We start from the raw sequence: 13962 nt of genomic DNA on the forward strand, positions 1-13962 counted from the left end.
CCCACGTCCCGGACCTGGGTGAACCGCGGGGACCGCTGGTACGTGAACATGTCGGACCGGCTGGTTCCGGTGACCCCGGCGGCCCCCGGCGCCCGGCGCCCGTAAGGAGGAGATGGCATTGGTCGACTTCGCGCTCGACTACACCGTTCTGCACACCGCCCGCAACGACCTGCACGAGCTGGCCGACAAGATCGGGCCGACGCTCAAGAACAGCGACTACGCCACGCTCGGCAACGACGACTCGGGCGACGCGCAGGACGTGTTCGGCGACGCCCAGCTCACCGCCGCCTTCAGCACGCTGTACTACCGCTCCAAGCACCCGATGGAGAAGGCCGAGGACGACCTGCGGCAACTCGGGGACACCTTCGGGGCGGTGGCCGACGGCTTCTTCAACATGGACGCGCAGATCGCCGAGGGCGCGGGCATCATGAGCGCCGACATGGGCCTGAGCGACTGGGTCGCCAAGCACAAGGCGTGGCTGGGCCACGACCAGTGGGTCAAGGACCACGACCTGTGGGAGCAGTACCAGGCGAATCCGGACTCCTGCGAGGTCGCGCCGGGCGAGACCGCCCCGGCGTACTGCTCGGCGTCCGACCCGGGGCCCGAGCCCACCGACCCCGGCGCGCCGCCCACCGACAAGACGCTGACCACCGCGGACGGCGGCACCGTACACACCCAACTGACCCTGGACGACGACTACAACGTCGTCACGGAGAAGACCACCGTCACCACCGGCGCGGGTCAGACGTACACCTCGACCACCACGTACCAGGACGACCACCGGTCGTACATCACGGACACCGTCTACGCCGACGGCAGCAAGGCGCACTCCGACGTCCACATCAACGAGGACGGCAGCGGCACCATGGCCGTCACCGACGGTGACGGCAAGGAGAGCGACTACACGCGCACCGGGGCGGGCGCGGAGTGGAAGCTCGTCGGCGACGAGGACGGCGACGGCGTGGTGGACAGCGAGGAAGAACCCGACCCCAGTTACGACTACATCGGCTACTAGCGCCGTCAACCTGCCCGTCAGCCCGGCCCGTCAACCCGCGAGGAGCACACCCGCGATGCCCAACATCTCCCTCGACTACGAGAAGATCGAGACCACTTCGTCCAAGCTGGACACCGCCAACGAGAACATCGTCCCGATGCTCAACCAGCTCCGCACCGACGTGAACAACCTGCTGGACGACGGCATGGTCTTCGAGCAGTCCAGCGCGGCGCTGAAGGAGTCGTACGAGAAGTTCAACTCCAGCCTGCTGCTCGCGGTGAAGGGCATCAAGGACTTCGCGGAGCAGTTCCGCGGCATCAAGCAGTCGATGGCGGACAACGACGCCGACCTGGCGAAGAAGATCCGCGACGCCGCCAACGGCTGACGGCCCGTCACGCACCCGCGCCGGGCTTCCCGTTGGTACGGGAGCCCGGCGCTTGTGCGTTCAGGACGTCTTGAGCGTGGTGACCGGGACCTGCACGGTGAGCGCCGTGCCGCCGGGGCCCGAGGTCCAGGCGCGGCCCGCGCGGGCGTGCGACCGTACGGCGCTTATGGACAGCCGGGCGCCGATCAGGTCGCCGTCGGACATGTTGCGCGGGGCGAGGACCAGGCCGCGCCGGGACCGCTTGGCCGCGGTGAGCCAACTGCCCAGGCCCAGCGAGAGGGAGTCGGCGGGACCGGCGGCGAGCAGGCCGGTGCCGCGTTCCCTTCCGGAGACCACGATGTCCTTGAGGATCTTCTCCGCGCCGCCCATCGCGACCAGGTCGGCGTCGTCCACGATGACCACGCGCGGTCCCGCCATCGCGTCCAGCGCTTCGCGCACGGTGTCGGCGGACGGGTCGGGCTCGGTCAGCAGCCGGACCTGCGGGTGCCGGGCGAGCGCCCGCAGCGGCGACTCGCGCGGGGTCAGCACCACCAGCGAGGTGCCGCCCGCGAGCAGCGAAACGGCCAGGCAGGCAAGGGTGTTGCTGCGCCCGGAGCCGGGCGGCCCGGCGACGAGGAAGGACGGCGCGCCCTGCGCGAAGTCCACGCCGACCGCGCCCGCGCCGTCGCCGCCGACGCCCAGCAGGCCCCACATCGGGCGGCGCAGATTGGCGGGCACCTTCTCGTAGACCTCGGAGAAGTCGGCCACCGCGGGCAGCGGGGCGACCGGGAACGGGCGCCGGTCGTCGGGGACGTTCACCGCCCGCCGGGTGGCCGCGGCGCCGATCCTGCGCAGCGCCTCGACCTGGCCCTGGCCGCTGTCGTCGGCGTCGAGGAGCGCGATCTGCGTCTCGGTGCGGCTGACGATGTGCCAGCCGCGGCCGTCGGGGACGGACGCGGGGACCTGGCTGGGCAGCATGCCGATGAGGTTGTAGTCGCTGCGGTCGGCCTGCCGCAGCAGCAGCTTGTGGTCGTTGTGGGCGGCGATCCGGCCCGCGATCAGGGAGCGTTCCGAGGTGGCGACGACGTGGATGCCCGCGGCCGCGCCCTCGCGCAGCAGGCGGGTGATGTCGCCGAGCAGCCGCCCGTTGTCGTAGTCGTCGATCAGCGGGGACAGCGCGTCCCAGCCGTCCACGAGCAGCAGGATGTGCGCGGGCCGTTCCGCCTCCGGCAGCAGGTCGCGCAGTTCGTTGAGCCCGGAACAGCTCCGCGCCGAGCACGCCTCCTGACGTTCGGTCAACTCCCTTACCAGGCGGCCGAGAAGGCGTTCCAGGTGCTCGAAGTCGTGCCGGGACACCACGGCTCCGCAGTGCGGCAGCGCGGCCACGGCGGCCAGTCCGCCACCCGCCGCGTCGATCCCGTAGATGTGCAGGTCGCTGAGGCGGGCGGTGCGCGCGGCGGAGCCCGCGATGGTGCGCAGCGCCTGGGTGCGGCCCGAGCGCGGGGCGCCGATCACGTAGAGGTGCCCGAAGGTGGCCAGGTCCACGGTGGCGACCCGGCGTTCCTGGAGCTGCGGGATGTCCTCCAGGGCGTACGGGAACGGCGGCGGGAGCGTCTTCAGGCCGGTGGCGCCGGGGCGTTCGACCGCGGGCAGCTCCTCCAGCAGCACCTTCGGCTCCAGGGCGGGCAGCCACGGGCTGGGCTGCGGCTCGTAGTCGTCGAGCAGGTCGGCGGCCTCGCGCAGCGCCGCCACCAGGACCTGGAGGTCGGTGGGCGCGAGCGGCCCCTGCTCCTGCGGGGTGTCGTCGTCGCCCGCGGGCAGGGCGGCGGGGCGGCCGAGCCGGGTCCAGGACAGTTCCGCGGCGTGGACCTTGGGGCGGGCGAGCGCGGGGCGCGGCCGGCCGTCCGGGTCCTCGCTCTCTTCGGCGGGGCGTTCCGCGCCGACCCACGCGGACTGGAACGGGACGGCCGAGCGGTGTCCGTAGCGGACCAGCGCGCGTCCCGGGGTGCTCGGCGAGATGTGCACGGCGTCGCCGGTGTCGATGATGTCCTGGCTCTCGACCATGTCGGTGACGCGCAGCGCGATCCGCAGGTTGGTGTTGGCCTTGATGTCCGCGGTGACCGCGCCCGCCGGGCGCTGCGTGGCGAGGATGAGGTGGATGCCGAGCGACCGGCCGCGCTGGGCGATGCTGATCAGCCCGGTGACGAAGTCCGGCACCTCGCGCACCAGCGTGGCGAATTCGTCGATGACCAGCAGCAGCCTCGGCAGCGGCGGGAGTTGCGGGTCGGTGGCGGAGGCAGCGGCGGCGGCGCGCTTGGCCCGGTACTCGGGGTGGTCCTTGGCGTCGTGCTCGGCCAGGATCCGTTCCCTGCGCCGCAGTTCGGCGGCGAGCGAGTCCAGGGCGCGCTGGACGAGGTGCGCGTCGAGGTCGGTGACCATGCCGAGGGTGTGCGGCAGGTTGGCGCACTCGCGGAAGGCGCTGCCGCCCTTGTAGTCGACCAGTACGAAGGTGAGTTCGTCGGGGCGGTTGCCCGCGGCGAGGGAGGCGACGAAGGACTGGAGGAGTTCGGACTTGCCGGATCCGGTGGTCCCGGCGACCAGGCCGTGCGGCCCGTCGCGTACCAGGTCCAGCGACATCGGCCCGTCGTATCCGGTGCCCAGTACGAAGGTGGTGGTCGCCGGGCGCCTGGTCCAGCGGTCCACCAGCGCCCGCGCGTCCGGCGGTTCCTGGCCGAGCAGGTCCAGCAGCCGTACCTCGTCGGGCAGTCCGCTGTCGTTGTCCGGGCTGACGTCGCGCAGCGGCGCGAGCGCCCTGGCCACCCGCTCGCACCAGGCGGAGGCGACCAGGTCGGGCCGTACGCCGGTGACTTCGGGCAGTCCGGTCCTGCGGACCGTCAGACCGGTGCCGGAGACGGTGACGACCGCGCCGCACTCCTCGGGCAGCAGCCGTTCCTGCTCGTCGAGGCAGAGGCTGAAGACGCGGACCGGCGGACCCTCGGTGAGGATCTGCACCATGCCCGGCACGTCGCGCAACTGCCGTGCGCTGTCGGCGATCACGAGGATGTCGGGCGCGGTGAACATCGCGCGTCCGATGGACGAGCCGAGCGCCCGCTGCCGTGCCTGGATCTGCGAGACCAGTTCCGAGACGCGGTTGGCGACGCTCTCCGGGTCGTTGCCGATGGCCACGACCGGGCCGTTGGGCGAGTACGGCCGCAGGTGCGGCAGCCATCGCACCCAGCCCCACTCCTGCGCGCGGGACGGCTCGGTGAGCACGACGATCCGCAGGTCGCGCGGACTGTGCAGGACCGCGGACTGGGCCACGCACCAGCGGGCCAGCGCCTGGACGGGCGCGGCGGTGCCCGCGACGCCGACGACGCCGAGTTCGGTGATCTCCACGCCGATCGGGATGTCGGGCAGATTCCAGCGCACGGTGCGGTGGTTCTCGTCCTGCGCCGGGTCCTCGATCGCCTTCACCGACGGCATGTCGACGGTGCCGACCCGCAGCACGAGGTGATCGGGGTCGCGGCGGCGGCGTTCCCACAGCCGGCTGCCGGGTCCGGTGGCGATCAGGCCGAGGGCCGCCGGGTCGGGTCCGGTGTCGCAGCGCACCCGGCGCTCGCGTACGACGGCCGCGCGGATCTCCCGCTCCACCACGCGGCGCCGGGCCCGGTAGCGGCGGCGCGACTCCACGTGCGTCTTGTGGTTGTTGCGGCGGCCCATCACCCAGTTGGAGATCGCCATCAGCGGCGTGAAGAGGATGAACACCAGGTAGAAGTACGAGTGGAAGATGCCGACCATGACCAGGCCGAGCACGACCGGCGCGAACATCATCAGCAGCGGGAACGGCACGCGGACGCGCTGTCCCGGCGGGGACGGCAGGCGCAGCGACTCGGCGTCCAGGTGCGGCGCGATGCGCGGCGGCCGGTTGAAGTCGACGCCGATGCCGTCGGCGGAGTCGGCGACCGCGGCGTCCGCCTCCACGGGGGCGACCATGCGCAGCAGCGTCGTGCCGACGGCCAGGTCGACGTCCACCGGCCACGCGGTGCGGTGGTCGGCCTCACGGCGGGCGGTGGTGTCGGCCTGCGCGGGCGTACGGGCCGCGACGGTACGGGGGTCGGCGGCCGGTCCGCGCGCCGCCTTCCTGGCCGCCTTCCGCGCGGCCCGCGCCGCCTTCTCCGCCTCGTCCACGGCGCGCGCCGCGTCCATCCGCTCCTCGGGTGTGGTCCGGTCGGGCGCGGTGCCGGTCAGCGGGTCGACGTCGGAGGGCGGGACGGGGACGCAGAGCCGTACGGAGCCGCCGTCGATCCGGTCCTCGGCGCGCTCGCGGTGCCAGTACGCGCTGCCGTCCGCGGCGATCGTCACCCACAGCCCGTACTCGGGCGCGTCGGCGCCGCGGACCCGGATCGCGCAGCGGGCGTCCGTGCCGATCTCGTAACTGCCCTGCGCGAGCTGCCAACTGCGGCCCGCGCCGGGGCCCGAGACGCTGTGCACCTCGGCGAGCACGGGTTCGCCGGGCGCGGGCTGGACGCGGCCCGCGAGCGGGTCGGGGTCGGGCGGGGTGCCGCCGACGCCGAGGACGCTGCCCTCGCGGATGCCGCTGTCGCGGATCGGGGCCTCGGGGGCGAGCGGTGCGGCGCCGAGGTGGAGGGCGGGGCCCGCGTCGGGGTCCGCCGGGCCGTCGGGGCGTGCCGGGTCCGCCACGGGCGCGCCGGGGCGGCCCGCGGTGGCGGGTGTGCCGTCGGCCCGGACGCCCAGTGCCTCGGCCAGGTCGCCCACGGTGCAGCCGTCGGGGAGTTCCAGCAGGTGGTCGCGGTGCACGGCGCCCGCGGTGGTGCCGACGGCGTCGACGGTGGTGAGAGTCAGCTTCACGATGTCCAACCGGGGTGGTGGGGGCGGCCGGGGGCGGCGGTCAACGGTCGGTCGGCGGTCAGTCGCCGCGCGGGGTGGGCGCGGTGGTCACGGCTCCCGAGCCCACGGACTCGGCGTCGGGTGTCCCGGCTCCGCCCGCGGATTCACCGGCGGCGGGTCCGGTGCGGGCGCGTCCCGCTGGCGGGGTCGCGCCGGGCCCGGCGGCGGCCGACGCCGAGACGCCGATCGGGCCCGACTCAGCTTCGCCGCCGCCCCGTTGACGAGGCGTCACCTGGGCATGGCCGACGCCTCGCGTGGAACCCGTCGGCGGCGCGCCGACTGCGGAGACCGCGGAGACGCCCACCGGGCCCGGCTCCTCGGCCCGTTCGACGTGCGCGTGCGGTGCCGGGGCTCGGACGGGCGCGGCCAGCGGCGGCGGTTCGTACGGCGGCAGCGACCCGATCGCGGCGGCCACCGCGCGCGGCACGGAGGTCGCCCGGACCCGCAGCGGTGTGCCGTGCACGGTGAGCAGTCCGTCGCGGTCCACGTCCAGCAGCCGGGCGCGGCCGTGCGTCCTGCCGTACGCCAGCACGCGCGGTCCCGCGGCGCCCGCGAGGTCGGCGGCGGCGTCGGGGAGCGGGCCCTGGCAGACCACGAAGGCGGGGCCTTCGTGGGTGTCGCTCCACCGGGCGGCGTCGCGCAGCGCCTGGGCGACGGGCGGCCCCGCGTGCCGGGGGTGCACGCCGTCGGCGACGGTGACGGCGCCGGGCGGCAGCCGCCGGTCGAGCTGGGCGGCGAGCGCGTGGACGAGCGGGCGGGCGACGCGTTCGTCACCGTCCAGCGAGGTGACCGGCGCGCCCGAGGCGAGGTCGAGGAAGACCGCGCGGTCCCCCTCGACGCCGACGGCCGCGATCAGTACGGGCGGTGCGACCGGCTCCTGCTCCCAGCCGGCGCCTTCCCCGATGGCCAACCGGCCGGCGAGTCCGGCGGGTTGGAGGTCGTGCCACTCCTCGTACGCGCTCCACCACACGCGCGGGTCGCGGTCGTCGGCGACCCACGGCGGCGGCGGTTGGGGGACGTCCCGGCCCGCGACGAGGACCCCGACGAGACCGTCGTCGGCCCCGTCGCCGACCAGCACGCCGTACGGGCGGCAGCGGTCGGGGGCGGCGGCGTGGGCGGCGCGCAGCGCGCGCTCCCCGGTCCGCCAGACGGCGGGGTCGTCCAACAGGCGTCCCAGCAGCCGGAGTTGTCGCCGGTAGCGGACCCACCCGCGCAGCGGCGCGGTGAAGGCGTTCGCGGTGAGGCGGCTCTCGCGGCGCGCCCAGCGGCGCACCACGCGCCATCCGCCGATCCGGCGGACCGACCGGTTGGTGAGGACCAGCACGGCGATGACCAGGCCGAGGACGCCCAGCACCGTGCAGATGGCGCCCCGGTGGTCGGTGAACACCTGGAGGGGCCCGCCCGCCAGCTCGACGACGGCCGGTTGCGGACGGGTCATGCGGCCGTCTCCTCGTTCTCCAGCACACCCAGCTCGCGGCGCAGCGAGCGGATCGCGTGGTGGGTACGGGACTTGACGGTCCCGCGGGGTATCCCGAGGACGTCGGCGACCTCTTCGCTGCCGCGTCCGTAGATGTGCACGTGCACCAGTACCTCGTGGTGCGCGTAGGGCAGTCGCCGCATGGCCTGTTGCAGCCACCGCCGGTCCACCACGCGGTCGGCGAGGTCGTCCCAGTCGGCGGTGTCGGGGCGGACGTCGGCCGCGCTGCCGACGGGTATCGCGCGGTCCTTGCGCCAGGTGTCGACGGCCAGATTGTGCGCGATCCTGAACAGCCAGGGCCTGATCGGTCTTTCCTGCCAGTCCAGTTGATCGGCCCTCAGCCACGCCCGCAGCAGGGTCTCCTGCACGACGTCCTCGGCGTGCCGCAGGTCGGGGGCGAGCAGCTTCGCCACGTACCGCAGTAGCGCCTCGCGTTCGCCGCGCAGCCGGGCGGCGGCCAGTTCACCGCCCGCGACGGAAGGGCCGGTTAAGCCGCCCGCCTCGCCGGAGACCTCACCGCCTGACAGTGCGTCAGGAAGATCCTGTGTCGGTTTCACCACAGTTCCCTTTCTGCCTGCCAGCTCTCCCGATCACAGTAGGCGGCCGGTCGTCACCGTCCGAGAACCCCTGATGAACACCGCGCAACAACCACATGACTCCCATGCGAATCAGCTGCCCCGGCGCTAGCGGCCCGCCGAACACCCTCTGAGCTGGGAGGAGTTCGCGGGCAGCCGAGACCGGTGCGGTCCGTGCGAACGGGACGCCGCCGCCGCGCCGAGGGCGTCCGCGCGCCCTGCCGCGCCCCACGTCCTGCCGCGCCCCGCCCTGCCGCACCCCGCGCCCTACCGCGTCCCGCCCTACCGCGCCGTCATGTCCTGCGTGCCGATGACCGAGAGCAGCTCCAGTTGCTCCGCGCCCTCGGTGCCGGGGGCGGCGCTGAACCAGAGCAGCCGCTGCCGGCCGTCCTCACTGAACAGGCAGTGGCAGTCCAACTCGATGACGCCCAGCGACGGATGGACGATCCGCTTGTGGTCGGTGCGGCGGAAGGCCACGTCGTGGGCGTCCCACAGAGCGGCGAATTCGGCGCTCTCGGGCCGCAGATGGGCGACCATCCGCGCGACCTCGGTGTCCCGGCCGCGCTGGCCCGCGACCGCCTGGAGGTCGGAGACGAAAACCCGCGAGTGGTGCGGGTGGTCCTCGGGCGGGTAGATGCCGCGCGCCCGCGGATCGGTGAACCAGCGGAAGACGAAGCTGCGGGCGGGGCCGCGTACGGCGGGTGGACGGCCGAGGAGCGCGGCGGCCGGCTCGTTCTGCGCCAGCGTCTCGTGCAGGTCTGAGATGACCTGGGCGCGGGTGGTGGTCAGCCGGTCGAGCAGGCCCAGCAGCGCGGGCTGTACGGGGGCGGCCGAGCCGTGCGCGGAAGGGGGCACGGGCCGCTCGGCGAGGTGGAACAGGTGGTCGCGCTCGTCCGTGGTCAGCCGCAGCGCCCTGGCCAGCGCGGCCAGCGTCTGGGCCGAGGGCTGGGCGCCGCGGCCCCGCTCCAGCTCGGTGTAGTAGTCCGCGGAGAGCCCGGCGAGCTGGGCGACCTCCTCGCGGCGCAGCCCCGGCACCCGCCGCCGCGGCCCGGCGGGCAGCCCCACGGCGTCCGGCCGTATCCGGTCGCGCCGGGTCTTCAGGAACGCCGCCAGCTCGGGAAGATTCACCCCTCCATCGTCACTCGCCGCGCCCGGCGGGGCCAGGCCGCAGCCAGGGGACGGCAACCCCTGGGTGGGCTCAGCCCTGGCTGACCGCGTGGAAGCGGCCGACAGTGGGAAGCGGACCGGCCCCCGGCAGGACGTACGAACGCCGGGGCGGTCCGCCCGCCCGACCGCCCCCGTTTCCGTACAGGAGCCCCCCATGACGACCACCCCCGAAACCCCCTCCCGGCCGCGCGTCGCCGTCGTCACCGGCGGCTCACGCGGTATCGGCCGCCAGGTGGTGACCCGGCTGGCCGCCGACGGCCACGCCGTGGTGATCGGCTACGCGGGCAACCGCGGCCTGGCCGAGGCCGCCGTCGAGGAGGTGACCTCGGCCGGCGGCCGGGCGCTCGCCGTCCAGGCCGACATCGCCGACGAGACGGCCGCCGCGGCGCTCTTCGACGCCGCCGAGTCCGCGTACGGCGGTGTCGACGTCGTCGTGCACGCCGCCGGGCGCATGGCGCTGTCGACCGTGGCCGAGCTGGACCTGGCCGAGCTGGACGCGATGCACCGCACGAACATCCGCGGCACCTTCGTCGTCGCCCAGCAGGCCGCCCGCAGGGTGCGCCCCGGCGGCGCCGTGGTCACCTTCTCCACGTCCGTGCTGGGCCTGTCCTTCCCCGGATACGCCGGTTACGCCGCCAGCAAGGGCGCGGTCGAGGCGGTGACGCTGATCCTCGCCCGCGAGCTGCGCGGCCGGGACGTCACCGTCAACGCGGTGGCACCAGGCCCCACCGCGACCGACCTGTTCCTCGACGGCAAGGACGAGGAGACCGTCGCCCGCCTGGCCGCCCAGCCCCCGCTGGAGCGGCTCGGCACCCCCGCCGACATCGCCGAGGTCGTCGCCTTCCTCGCCTCCCAGGCCGGTCACTGGGTCAACGGCCAGGTCGTCCGCGCCAACGGCGGCATCGTCTGACCGGCCCCTTCGAGCGGGCGTCGCGCGCGGCCGTACGGCCTCGGGCCCCGGCGACCAGGGCCGTCGCGTACGGCCGCGCGCACACACACACGGCCGTACGGCCTCGGGCGCGCGGTCAGCCGATGACCGGGCCCAGGGCGACGCGCCCGTCGCCGCCGCGGTTCAGCCACGCCGAGATCTCGCCGCCCGCGCCGATCAGGATGGAGTCGGTCTTCCCGTCGCCGTCGAAGTCGGCGCAGCGGACGTGGCTCGCCTCGGCCGTCGGTCCCGTGGCGATCTGGCCGAGCGGGGCCGTGGAGACACCCGCCGGTGCGCGACGGCGCGCCGGGCGCCACCGGGCGCTTCGCGCAAAGCACGCGCCCGTGGCCTATCCCGGTGTCAGCGCTGCCAGCAGGACCGTGCGGTCGTCCGTGGTGGCGTCGGCGGGCGGGTCGCGGAGGAGGGTGTCGCAGAGGGACTGCAACTGCTCCTGGCCGACGTCGACTTCGGCCAGTGCGGCGGCCTCGGCGGCGGCGCGGGCGGTGGCGCCGCCAACGGGACCCGTACCGGGGCCGGTTGGGGCGCGGTCCGCACCGTCGGCACCGATGGCCGGGCCGCCCGGCGCCCGTTCGCCTATGCCGTGGTCGAGGGAGCGGGCGAGCCGGGCGATACCGGCGTCGATGTCGGAGCGGCGGCTCTCGATCAGGCCGTCGCTGTAGAGCAGCAGGAGCGTGGGCTGGTGGATCTCCAGCACCGAGGGCTCGGCGCTCCAGGCGCTGAGCCCCAGCGGCAGTCCTGCGCCGAGCGGGACGGGGCGGGCGGCCTCGCCCGGTGCGCGGATCAGCGGCGGCGGGTGGCCCGCGCCGACGACGGTGCAGGTGTGCTGTTCCGCGTCCCACTCGGCGTACACACAGGTGGCGAAGGAGGCGTCGGGGGTGTCGGCGGCGAGGGCGTCGAGCCGGTGCAGCAGTTCACGCGGGTCGGTGTCCAGTGCGGCCAACGTCCTTGCGGCGGTGCGCAGTTGGATCATCGCGACGGCGGCTTCCGGGCCGTGTCCCATGGCGTCGCCGACGATCAGGCCGACCCGGCCGCCGGGCCTGGGCAGGACGTCGAACCAGTCGCCGCCGATGATGTCGTGCGGGCCCGCGGGCCGGTAGTCGTGGGCGACGCGGCAGCCCTCGAAGGTCCGGTCGGTGTCGGGCAGCATGCTCCTGCGGATGGCCAGCGCGGTACGGCGCTCGTGCTCGTATCGGCGGGCGTTGTCCAGGGCGACCGCGGCCCGCGCGGCCAGCGACTCGACGCCCGCCATGTCCTCCAGGCCGAACGGCGGCAGGTGCGGGCCGCGGGTGCAGGCGATGAAGCCGATCACGGCGCCCTGGAGGCGTATGGGAACCACGAGGAAGGACGCGGTGCGTAACAGGTCGTGGATGCGGGCGTCGCCGCGTCCCGAGGCGGCGAGCCGGTCGAAGGTGTGGGTGTCGACCGCGTCGAGCAGTTGGGCGTGGCCGGTGGCGAGCGCGCGGGCGTACGGGGTCTGGCGCGGGAAGACCAGCACCTCGTCGATCGGCAGGACGCCTTCGGTGCTCTCGGCCGCCGCCGCGCCCATCCGCAGCGCGAGCCGCCTGGCCTCGATCTGCGGCGGATCGGCGGACGTCCCCGCGCTCTCGTCGACGAGCCAGCGCTCCAGCAGATAGACGGAGGCGGCGTCGCAGAATCCGGGCGCCATCGCGTGGACGACATGGTTTCCGGTCATATGCAGATCGAGCGCGGAACCGATGACATCGGCCGCTGGACCGACCGCCAGCCGCCCGCGGCGCGGGGGCGGCGGCTTCTCGCGGAACGCGGAAGCGGCCCCCGGCGCGTCCTCGAGGGCGCTGTCCTCGGGCTGTTCGTGCGCTTCGTGTCGCAGGGTCGTGCCTTCCGCCGAGCCGTTGCGGCGGGCGGCCGAAACCACCCGGTGGAGACGTACGCACCCCGCAGCGCCCCGTCACCAGGATTCTATGATGACCGTTCAAGACGCGGCCGTCGAAAGGGACTTGTGGTGAGCGGACGCAAAGATGTCCCGGAGGGCGTGGATCCGGCCAAGGCGAGCGTGGCGCGGATCTACGACGCGATGCTCGGCGGGGAGCACAATTTCGCCATAGACCGGGAGGCGTTGGCCGCTTTCACCGCCATCGACCCGCAGGTGCGGGCGCTGGCGCGGGCGAACCGGGCCTTCCTGGGCCGGGCGGTGCGCTATCTGGTCGACGCGGGCGTCCGGCAGTTCGTCGATCTGGGCTCCGGCATCCCCACGCAGGGCAACGTCCACGAGGTCGCGCAGTCGATCGCGCCGGGCACGCGGGTGATCTACGTGGACAACGATCCGGTGGCCGTCGCGCACAGCGCGTCGCTGCTCGCGGACAATCCGGACGCCGACATCGTGAGCGCGGACATCCGGCGGCCCGACGACGTACTGAACTCGCCGCAGCTACGGAAGCTGATCGACTTCAACCAGCCGGTCGCCGTCCTGATGATCACGATCCTGCACTTCATCACGCACGCCGAGGACCCCGAGGGACTGGTCGCCGCCTACCGCGACGGGCTGCCCGAGGGGAGCTGGCTCGCGCTGAGCCACGCGACCGACCAGGACCGCCCCGGCACCGCCGCCGCCGTCGGCCAGCTCTACCGGTCGAAGGCCACCTCTCCGGTCACCGCCCGCTCCCACGACCAGATCGCCGCGCTCTTCACCGGCTTCGACCTGGTCCCGCCGGGACTGGTCTACGTCCCGCTGTGGCGCCCCGATCCGGCCGACGAAATCCCGGACAATCCCTCGGAGTTCTGGGTCTACGCGGGCGTGGGCCGCAAGAGCGGCTAGGGCGGCGGATCGCGGCGGGCCCGGCAACCGCGCAGGTCCGGACAGCGGACCGCACGGGTCCGGTTCGGCTCCCGGGCCTGTGCGCGGGCGGGTGGCGACGTACGATCAGCGGATGGCTGACATGACCGAAACCACGCCCGGCTGGCTGGCTCCCGACGAACTGGAGCTGACGCGCGCACGTATGCCGATCCTGTATGTCGACGCCGTGCCGGTGCGGGTGGACGACAGCGGGGAAGTCACCCACATCGGGCTGCTGCTGCGCATCGGGCCCGACGGGACGATCAGCCGCACGCTGGTGTCGGGCCGGGTGCTGCACCACGAGCGGGTCCGCGACGCGCTGCTGCGGCATCTGGAGAAGGACCTCGGCCCGGTGGCGCTGCCCCGGATCCCGGCCTCCCCGCAGCCGTTCACCGTCGCCGAGTACTTCCCGACCGAGGGGGTCACCGCGTACCACGACCCCCGGCAGCACGCGGTGTCCCTCGCCTACGTCGTACCGGTCGCGGGCGACTGCCGCCCGCGCCAGGACGCGCTCGACCTGGTGTGGTTCACCCCGCAGGAGGCGTCCTCGCCGCAGCTCCAGCAGGAGATGCCGGGCGGTCGCGGTGTCCTGCTCCGGCAGGCCCTGGCGAGCGTCGGCTGCCTGTCCTGACGGTCCGGTCCCGGCCCGCCGCCCTGTCATCTGTCAGGAGCGGCGGGCCGTTCCCCTTTCCTACGGTGCTGGTGGCGGCCTCGAA

General features: G+C 74.2%; 11 protein-coding genes. 5 read left to right on the forward strand and 6 right to left on the reverse strand.

Going from position 1 to position 13962, the window contains the following annotated elements:
• Positions 1-112: 112 nt before the first annotated feature.
• Together ACIP4Z_RS16160 and ACIP4Z_RS16165 are read left to right on the forward strand one after the other, a co-directional pair.
• Entirely contained in the window at positions 113-1015 is a 903-nt protein-coding gene (locus ACIP4Z_RS16160; protein WP_391045924.1) for a hypothetical protein, read from the forward strand.
• 55 nt (positions 1016-1070) lie between these two features.
• The gene (locus ACIP4Z_RS16165; RefSeq protein ID WP_188282265.1) at positions 1071-1379 is read left to right on the forward strand and encodes a WXG100 family type VII secretion target; all 309 of its coding nucleotides are present in this window, start codon (positions 1071-1073) and stop codon (positions 1377-1379) included.
• Between the two features lie 60 nt (positions 1380-1439).
• On the opposite strand, the gene ACIP4Z_RS16170 is transcribed toward ACIP4Z_RS16165, so the two are convergent.
• The 4 genes from ACIP4Z_RS16170 to ACIP4Z_RS16185 form a co-directional block, all read right to left on the reverse strand.
• Entirely contained in the window at positions 1440-6227 is a 4788-nt protein-coding gene (locus tag ACIP4Z_RS16170) for an FtsK/SpoIIIE domain-containing protein (RefSeq protein WP_401308470.1), read from the reverse strand.
• A 58-nt stretch (positions 6228-6285) separates the two neighbouring features.
• On the reverse strand, positions 6286-7704 hold the full coding sequence (locus ACIP4Z_RS16175) for a hypothetical protein (RefSeq protein ID WP_401308473.1): 1419 nt from the start codon (positions 7702-7704) through the stop codon (positions 6286-6288).
• The gene (locus ACIP4Z_RS16180) at positions 7701-8300 is read right to left on the reverse strand and encodes a sigma-70 family RNA polymerase sigma factor (protein WP_401308476.1); all 600 of its coding nucleotides are present in this window, start codon (positions 8298-8300) and stop codon (positions 7701-7703) included. The genes ACIP4Z_RS16175 and ACIP4Z_RS16180 overlap by 4 nt, the downstream gene beginning before the upstream one ends.
• Before the next feature lie 300 nt (positions 8301-8600).
• Positions 8601-9446, reverse strand: a complete 846-nt coding sequence (locus tag ACIP4Z_RS16185) for a helix-turn-helix domain-containing protein (protein WP_401308479.1) — start codon at positions 9444-9446, stop codon at positions 8601-8603.
• A gap of 193 nt (positions 9447-9639) precedes the next feature.
• On the opposite strand from ACIP4Z_RS16185, the gene ACIP4Z_RS16190 reads away from it, so the two are divergent.
• A complete protein-coding gene (locus tag ACIP4Z_RS16190) occupies positions 9640-10395 on the forward strand; it encodes an SDR family oxidoreductase (protein WP_401308482.1) in 756 nt (251 codons plus the stop codon).
• Between the two features lie 115 nt (positions 10396-10510).
• Here the strand turns inward: ACIP4Z_RS16190 and ACIP4Z_RS16195 are convergent, their stop codons facing one another.
• Complete coding sequence (locus tag ACIP4Z_RS16195; protein ID WP_401308906.1) at positions 10511-10672, reverse strand: hypothetical protein; 162 nt, start codon at positions 10670-10672, stop codon at positions 10511-10513.
• Positions 10673-10762: 90 nt separating this feature from the next.
• On the reverse strand, positions 10763-12328 hold the full coding sequence (locus ACIP4Z_RS16200) for a PP2C family protein-serine/threonine phosphatase (RefSeq protein WP_401308485.1): 1566 nt from the start codon (positions 12326-12328) through the stop codon (positions 10763-10765).
• Positions 12329-12487: 159 nt separating this feature from the next.
• Here ACIP4Z_RS16200 and ACIP4Z_RS16205 point away from each other — a divergent pair, with 159 nt between their 5' ends.
• Positions 12488-13228, forward strand: coding sequence for an SAM-dependent methyltransferase (locus ACIP4Z_RS16205; RefSeq protein WP_391163267.1), 741 nt, complete (start codon positions 12488-12490; stop codon positions 13226-13228).
• Positions 13229-13349: 121 nt separating this feature from the next.
• Entirely contained in the window at positions 13350-13877 is a 528-nt protein-coding gene (locus ACIP4Z_RS16210; protein WP_355341772.1) for an NUDIX hydrolase family protein, read from the forward strand.
• Positions 13878-13962: the final 85 nt, after the last annotated feature.

Source organism: Streptomyces sp. NPDC088910, assembly GCF_044749865.1.
Lineage (GTDB): Bacteria > Actinomycetota > Actinomycetes > Streptomycetales > Streptomycetaceae > Actinacidiphila.